Origin of the sequence: Streptomyces sp. NPDC127117 (assembly GCF_042677325.1) — a bacterium.
Lineage (GTDB): Bacteria > Actinomycetota > Actinomycetes > Streptomycetales > Streptomycetaceae > Streptomyces.
In genome coordinates, this window is the sequence record NZ_JBHXTM010000118.1 from 1 (window position 1) to 6,791 (window position 6,791).

Sequence of the window (6,791 nt, forward strand, 5' to 3'; positions counted from 1 at the left end):
CGGGTGTGCGGGCGGGTGCGCCGGGGGCCCCCCCCCCGCCGGGGCCCCCCCCCCCGGGGGGGGGGGGGTGGCCCGCCCTGGGGGCCCCCCCCCCCCTCGCCGCATAACGGCCCACCGGCCCGGCCGTGGACGACCAGCCGTCCGGGTACGTTGGCGCTATCGGCTGCGTCACCGAGGGCGGCGCGAGGTGGTCGGCGAGGTGCTGGTGGGTCCGTGCCCGGTCCTTGGCCGGGATCTGTTCGCGCAGAGTCCGTGCGACGGTCTCGTCGCGGAACGCGACCGTTTCTGCGGCCGCATCCACGACGAGCCGGGTCTGCTCGCCGCGGGCCACGGCGAGGCGAGCCAGGTGGTCGGCGGCGGGGCGTCGCCCGGTCAGGCCCACGACCAACTCCTGCCAGATGGCGTACGGCACGTGGTCCACCTCGGCCAGCGCCAGCGCCCGCACCTCAGCGGGAACCTCCTCCAGGGCCGGCGGCTGGGCCGTGAGGCGAAGCGTACGGGAGGTGCCGTCGCCGAATCCTGGGTCGCGTACGGTCACGAACACGGTGTGCCCCAGCCCGCCGAGACGGTTCAGGGCGGACAGCAGACGGAGTGGCTCGCCGCTCGTGCGCGTACGTCCGGCGAAGTCGGCGTTCATGAGCATGATCAGCCGCGCCGGCTTCTTCGGCAGCCGCCGTGACCAGGCACCCGGCGCCTTGAACCGCACCCCCAGAGCGGTCACGGCCTCGGTAAGTGCCTCGTCGGCGGTGCGCCCGGCTACCTCAACGAGGACGCTATCGGGCACCCGCTCGTGCACGCCACGCAGCACCTGCGCGCCCTGCGCACCGGACGGGTCCACGACACAGTTCACGCCCCAGCCCTTGACCGACTGCCAGTCGTCGACGATCCGGTCGCACGCCCCCTGGAAACTCAACACGCCGACAGGGGCGGGCTCCTGGTCTTCGCTGCTCAACCTTCTCCCTCTCGATTCTGCGGGAGCGGCGTCCTCGCAGCGCCCGTCCCCCGAGGCACCGCCGAGCGCGCCGCGGCGTGTTCAAGACGTCCGGGCGGCCCACAGGCAAGCCCGCACCTGGGCGCTCTCCTGCGCCCCGAGGTCTACGCGACCACGGTCAAACGGCCACGCGATGCAGACTCCCCTATGGCCAATGGCCCGGCCCCGTGGAACGATACCGGGCCATGTCACGGAAGGGCTGCTGGATCTGCTCGCAGAGTACGGCCACACTCGGGACAACCCGATCCCCGTCGCGATCGGGACAACCCCGGGGCATGCTGGCCGCGGTGGCTCTGTACGCGAGAATCGGTCCTGGCACACATTTCGTGGAGCATGCACGGTGAGTGACGGTTGTCGGGTGAGTGGGCTCTGGGGAAGTTGCCCGGAATTGGCCCGTACCGGGTGCGGTGTGGCCGACAGTTCGGCCCGTGGAAGAAGTGGTGCTCCGGCTGCAGGAGTTGCTGTTCCCGTCGCTCGCCGACGTGGTGGTGCTGTCCGTCGACGTGGACGACGAGGCGGTACGCATAGAGGCTCGAAGTACGGGCTGGGGCCATCTGTCCCGGATGCGGGAGCTGGTCACGGCGGATTCACAGCTCCTGCCTACGTTTTCCCGCTGATGTGCCCAGTGGAGGCAGACGGGTCGATCTCTGTTGGCGCGCCCGCAGGTTCCTCTGCCCGGTCATCTCGTGCGGGCGTCGGACCTTCGCCGAACGGTTTCCAGGGTTGACCCGTCGGTACGGCCGGCGGACCGAGCGCCTGCGGTCGGCGCTGGCCGCGGTCGGCCTCGCGCTCGCCGGTCGGGCCGGTGCGCGCATGGCGAGAGTCTTCGGCATGTCCGTGAGCCGCAGTACGGTGCTGCGGCTGGTAGAAGCCTTGCCCGATCCGGAAGTTCCGGCCCCGCGGGTGGTCGGCGTCGATGAGTACGCGACCCGCAAAGTGCGTCACTACGGGTCTGTCCTGGTCGACGTCGAAAGCCGGCTTCCAGTGGATCTGCTGCCCGACCGTGAGGCATCCAGCCTGGCCGCTTGGCTCGCGAAACGGCCCGAGGTGGAGGTGGTCTGCCGCGATCGGGCCCCGTTCTTCGCCGAAGGTGCCACGGCCGGGGCACCACAGGCGGTGCAGGTGGCGGACAGGTGGCATCTTTGGCACAACCTGAGCGAGGCTGCAGAGCGGTGCGTCGCAGACCACCGCGGATATCTGCAGGTCCTGGCGCCAGATCCAGCCCAGTCTGCCCCCGAACCGGAGAAGTTCGACAACCCCTCCGGCTCGCCCTGGCCGAGAGGACACCGCTTCGCTGACCGCACCCGCGCCAAGCACGCGACCGTCCACGAATTACTGGCAGCCGGGCTCAGCCGTCGGGCGATCGGCCGCCAACTCCGCATGACCTCCCGCACCGTCAAGCTCTTCGCCGACGCAGCCACCCCGGAGGACCTGTTCCACAGGCAGTGGCAGGGCCGGCCATCCAAACTCGACGCCTCAAGCCCTACCTGGATGACCGCTGGAACCAAGGCCGCACGAACGCCTGGACGGTGTGGGAGGAGATTGTGCCGCTCGGCTATCAGGGCAGCTACCAGCGGGTTCGCGCCTGTTTCCGGAAGAAGCGGCTCTCGCCGGGCCCCGTCACCGCTCAGCCACCATCACCCCGCGTCGTCGCCGTATGGGTCCTCCGCCGACCCGAGACCCTCACCGAGACGGAGCATCTCCGCCTCAAGGCCGTTCTGGTCCACTGCCCTGAGCTGGACGCCCTCACCGGCCACGTCGGCTCCTTCGGCCAGATGCTCACCGAGCGCCAGGGCGAACGGCTGCCGCAGTGGCTCGATGCCGTCCGGCGAGACGACCTCTCCGGCCTCCATACCCTCGCCGCAGGCATCGACCGTGACCGCGATGCCGTCATCGCCGGCCTCACCCTGCCCTGGAACTCAGAAGGCGTTGTTGTATCGAACTTGATGGACGTGTTCCCCAGGTCAGGCATGACGTCGGAGTCGGCGAGGCAGGCTCAGGCTGTCGTTTTGTCTCATCGGTGGAGATGCCTGATGGCGTCGGTCGTGGGGTTGTTGGAGGACCGCGAGCTGGCCACGCGCGCCCGCGCTGGGGGCCGCGCGGGCGGGTTCGATCGTGCCGGTGTGGCGGCCCGCGCTGACCGCGGATGTGCTTGCAGTGGACTACCAGCAGATCCTTGCCGCCCTGGCGGAACGCCGCACGAAAAAGGACGGGGTGATGACGTGCCAGGAGATCGCCGTCGTACTCGGGCTGGAGCTGTGCCCGGCCAGCGTGGAAGGGGTACGGTCGAAGGTGAAGCGCCTTGCGGACCGCGGCTGGGCAGCCGAGCCGGCCCCTGGCCGGTTCACCCTCGCCGACGGGCCATCCTGCGGCTCATGAGCATCGAGACAAGGGAAGTTCTCTATGGATGGCAAGCCCCCACTGTGCGTCGTGATCACTGGGCCTTCCGCCGCCGGGAAGTCGACGTTGGCGGCCGCCGTCCAGGAGCACGCCCGTGAGCCCCTGCTGCGCTTCGGAGTGGACGAGCTTTACCGAATGGTTCCCGGACAGTGGGCCGGTGGCGTTGCAAATGCCCGATTCGCTGAACGCGGTTTCACCTACCAGGATGTTCCGTGCATGCCTGGGGCGCGCCGGATCAACAACGGTGTCGACGCCATTGCCATGCTCCGCGCGATGAACGCGGGGATTGTGGGAATTCTCAGCGCTGGCGTCGGTGTGATCGTCGACGGCCAGGCGTTCGAGCCCGTCGTCAACACGGACCTCGAAGGTCGACTCCTGGACTTGCGTGCACGGGGGCTGGCCCGGGTCGCCTTCATCGAGCTCTCGGTCACCGACGAGCCGCTGGCTGACCGGCAGCGCCGCCACTCTCATCCGGTCGGCCTTTCACTGCATCAGAACAGCCTGCCCAAGCAGGCCACCAAACCCGACCTCGTCGTCGAGACGAGCGGTATGTCGGCCGCCGAGGTGGCCGCGTACGTGTGCCGTTGGCTCGAAAAGGAGTATCTGGAGGTGTGACCGCGGGCTTACCGGCCACGCCTTGTCTCCGATCGGTGCAGACCACAACCTGATCAGGCATGATCTGACCTGTGAGCGCGACAACGTACGGCCCGGCCCCGCGCCGGTTCACGCTCGCCGACGGGCCAGCCTGAGGCTCATGAGCATGGTCATCGACCACATGACCATCCACTCGTGGACGGTGGGCAGCGTCTCGTAGTCGCGTACCAGCCGGCGCGAGCGAAACAACCACGCGAACGTCCGCTCCACGCACCAGCGCCTCGGCAGCACCATGAACCCCGATACGTCGTCCGAGCGTTTGACGATCTGCACGGTGAGCTGGAGTTTCTCCTTCGCCCAGACGACCAGGCGGCCCGCGTAGCCCCAGTCGGCCCACACCAGAATGATCTACCTATGGCGGTCCCGCACGCGCTTCAGCAGCGGCGCGGCCGCGTGGCGGTCCTGGACGCTCGCGGTGGTCACCATGACCGCGAGCAGCAGGCCAAGGCAGTCCACCACGATGTGGCGCTTGCGCCCCGGCACTTTCTTTTCCGCGTCGTATCCCCCTGAGGACGTGGGCACGGTGGCTGCGGCCCGTACCGACTGCGAGTCGACGATGGCGGCGGTCGGCTCCGGATCGCGGCCGGCCTCCTCGCGCATCAGGCCGCGCAGCCGGTCGTGCAGTTCGACCAGCAGCCCCTGCGCGCCCCAGCGCCTGGCGAACGCGTAGACGCGGTCCCACACGGGGAAGTCGCCCGGCATGGCCCGCCACGTGATCCCGCCGGCGACCAGGTAGCGCACAGCATTCAACATCTGACGGTGGCAGTAGCACTCCGGCTGCCCGCCCTTGCCGTTCATCCACGCCGGGATCGGCATCGCGTCCCGCACGACCGCCCACTCCGCGTCCGACATGTCCGAGGGATACCGGGGCTCGCGGCCCGGATGGTCGCCCGCGTTCCCGAACCGGTGAGCGAGGCAATCACACGACCGGGCAACCGAGTTGGACTGTACCGGCACGGACCCACAAGACTGCGACACGAGGGCCTCCTGCTCAGGTCGTTCGGACTTCGACAATCCCGAGCTGGACAGGAGGCCCGCCTTCATGCCTGCCGGATCCGAAGATCACGCGACCGAGTCACCGCACTCGAACTGGCGCCCAACAAGGTCGGTACGACAACGGCTTCTCAGGCGTCGTCGAAGGCCACGTCAACCGAATCAAGATGCTCAAACGCCAGATGTTCGGCCGGGCCGGCTTCGCCCTCCTCCGCAAACGCGTCCTGCTCTACTCCTGAGGCACAGGTCAGACCACATCATCAAGGAGCCCGAAGCCCTCCGGGAACCCTTCCAGAAACTCGCGCCGCGCAGGGTCGGACTCAGCTTCAGCCATCGTCCCAAGCAGGTCGATCAACTCGCTCCGCTGATCGCTCGACAGCTTGCTGACCAGGTGGGCGACACCCTCCAGGACCTTGACGGCATCGTCCGGATCCATCTGCTCATCTTCACTGCCCTCGATGAACCACAGGACATCGACCAAGGCCGCGGCCAGGGCGTGGGTCAGAGACGAGTACACGGGCATCAAGGCGGACTCCCAGCAGGTCACGACAGCAGAGTCCGGCCATCCCACCACACACCACCGACATCACACTCAGTCAGCCCTCCACGGAAAGTGAGCCAGAACCGCTCCGGGCCGTGGCGCATCCCAGCTCGCCCGTGACCCAGGCGGTGGTACGCCCGTTGAGTGCAGGGCACACCCCCGGCATCCAGAGAACAGGAGAAACACCGATGACAACGTGGCTCGACTTCACTTCCCTTCTCGTCAAAACCCTCGGCCCCGACAACGTCGACGTGGACACGCAGAAGAACACGACGGCGGCCGCCACCTTCGAACAGTCGCTCAAGCTCAGTGACGGCACGACCAAGAAGCGCCAGCAGGACCTGCACTTCGAATACGACGGCAAAAACGCCGGCTGGATCGCCGTCACCTCTTTCATCGGCCCCGCCGACGACCTCAAAGTCCCCGAGCTCCTCGAATTCCTCGGCGAAGACTGGAAGTTGCCCGCCGCCGTCATCGTCGACAAGCAGCTGGCCCTGCGCCACCACTTCGGCCTGCCCGAGACCGACGGCGGCAAGGAGACGGAAGCGGTGGACAAGGAGATCCTCGACAAGGCATTCGCGTCGGCGATGATCGTCGGCAGCCTGGCCGACTTCCTTGAGGCGAACATCCTGGAGCAGGACGAGGAGTAGCGGTGCGCCGCAGTCTTCCGGTGTCCCGCCCGCGCGGGCGGGACACCGGGACACGCACGAATGAATGATGAGGCGAGTCCGTCGTCGCCGGGGGCCTGGTCCGTAGGGTCGCCCTGTCTTGTCCCAGGTGAAGGGAGTCGATGGGGATCATGGCCGATGGCTACGTGATCGTTCTCGGCGAGCGCGGCCGTAGGGGCAAGAACCAGACGCTGAAGCCCGATGCCTACGGCATCAGCGCGCTGAACGACAACGACTTCATCGGCTCGACGGCCCTCCGGAAGGCGTGGCCGGTCACAAGCACTCGACGTCAGGTGACCGCAGCATGCCCCTCACCGAGACCGGCTAACGCCGGCGATGACTTCGACAACATCACGTTCTCCGTGCCCGCCTCCGACCCGGAGGCGGCCAGCTTGCGCCGCTTTCCCACTGCGCTGAACACCAGGAGGTTTCTTCCATGACTACGCCTGTCACCGCTGAGATCGGCCACTTCAAACTGACCGGCAAGGTCAGCGGAGAGAAGCAGGATGCCGATCTCACTCTCTCCGTGGAGATCGAGCCGGGG

At 67.9% G+C, this 6,791-nt stretch carries 8 protein-coding genes and 2 pseudogenes; 6 read left to right on the forward strand and 4 right to left on the reverse strand.

Going from position 1 to position 6,791, the window contains the following annotated elements:
- A partial coding sequence (locus ACFVH0_RS40255) for a hypothetical protein (RefSeq protein WP_385828399.1) occupies positions 1-952 on the reverse strand: 952 nt, incomplete at its 3' end.
- A 467-nt stretch (positions 953-1,419) separates the two neighbouring features.
- Here ACFVH0_RS40255 and ACFVH0_RS40260 point away from each other — a divergent pair.
- Complete coding sequence (locus ACFVH0_RS40260) at positions 1,420-1,608, forward strand: hypothetical protein (RefSeq protein WP_385828400.1); 189 nt, start codon at positions 1,420-1,422, stop codon at positions 1,606-1,608.
- A pseudogene (locus ACFVH0_RS40265) lies at positions 1,577-2,119 on the forward strand (transposase); the annotation flags it as partial. The gene ACFVH0_RS40260 and the pseudogene ACFVH0_RS40265, both read left to right, overlap by 32 nt.
- Positions 2,120-2,628: 509 nt before the next feature.
- Here the strand turns inward: ACFVH0_RS40265 and ACFVH0_RS40270 are convergent.
- Positions 2,629-2,844 carry a hypothetical protein gene (locus ACFVH0_RS40270; RefSeq protein WP_385828401.1) on the reverse strand — a complete coding sequence of 72 codons (216 nt, stop codon included), beginning with the start codon at positions 2,842-2,844 and terminating at the stop codon, positions 2,629-2,631.
- Positions 2,845-3,112: 268 nt separating this feature from the next.
- Between ACFVH0_RS40270 and ACFVH0_RS40275 the strand changes: the two genes are divergently transcribed.
- On the forward strand, positions 3,113-3,370 hold the full coding sequence (locus tag ACFVH0_RS40275) for a hypothetical protein (protein WP_385828402.1): 258 nt from the start codon (positions 3,113-3,115) through the stop codon (positions 3,368-3,370).
- A gap of 24 nt (positions 3,371-3,394) precedes the next feature.
- Positions 3,395-4,006, forward strand: a complete 612-nt coding sequence (locus ACFVH0_RS40280; RefSeq protein ID WP_385828403.1) for a chloramphenicol phosphotransferase — start codon at positions 3,395-3,397, stop codon at positions 4,004-4,006.
- A 108-nt stretch (positions 4,007-4,114) separates the two neighbouring features.
- Here the strand turns inward: ACFVH0_RS40280 and ACFVH0_RS40285 are convergent.
- Together ACFVH0_RS40285 and ACFVH0_RS40290 are read right to left on the reverse strand one after the other, a co-directional pair.
- Positions 4,115-5,089: pseudogene (locus ACFVH0_RS40285) on the reverse strand (IS5 family transposase).
- 196 nt (positions 5,090-5,285) lie between these two features.
- Entirely contained in the window at positions 5,286-5,585 is a 300-nt protein-coding gene (locus ACFVH0_RS40290) for a hypothetical protein (protein WP_385828404.1), read from the reverse strand.
- A 182-nt stretch (positions 5,586-5,767) separates the two neighbouring features.
- Here ACFVH0_RS40290 and ACFVH0_RS40295 point away from each other — a divergent pair, with 182 nt between their 5' ends.
- Both ACFVH0_RS40295 and ACFVH0_RS40300 read left to right on the forward strand, forming a co-directional pair.
- Positions 5,768-6,229, forward strand: coding sequence for a hypothetical protein (locus ACFVH0_RS40295; RefSeq protein ID WP_385828405.1), 462 nt, complete (start codon positions 5,768-5,770; stop codon positions 6,227-6,229).
- A gap of 149 nt (positions 6,230-6,378) precedes the next feature.
- On the forward strand, positions 6,379-6,687 hold the full coding sequence (locus ACFVH0_RS40300; RefSeq protein ID WP_385828406.1) for a hypothetical protein: 309 nt from the start codon (positions 6,379-6,381) through the stop codon (positions 6,685-6,687).
- The last annotated feature ends 104 nt before the right edge of the window (positions 6,688-6,791 follow it).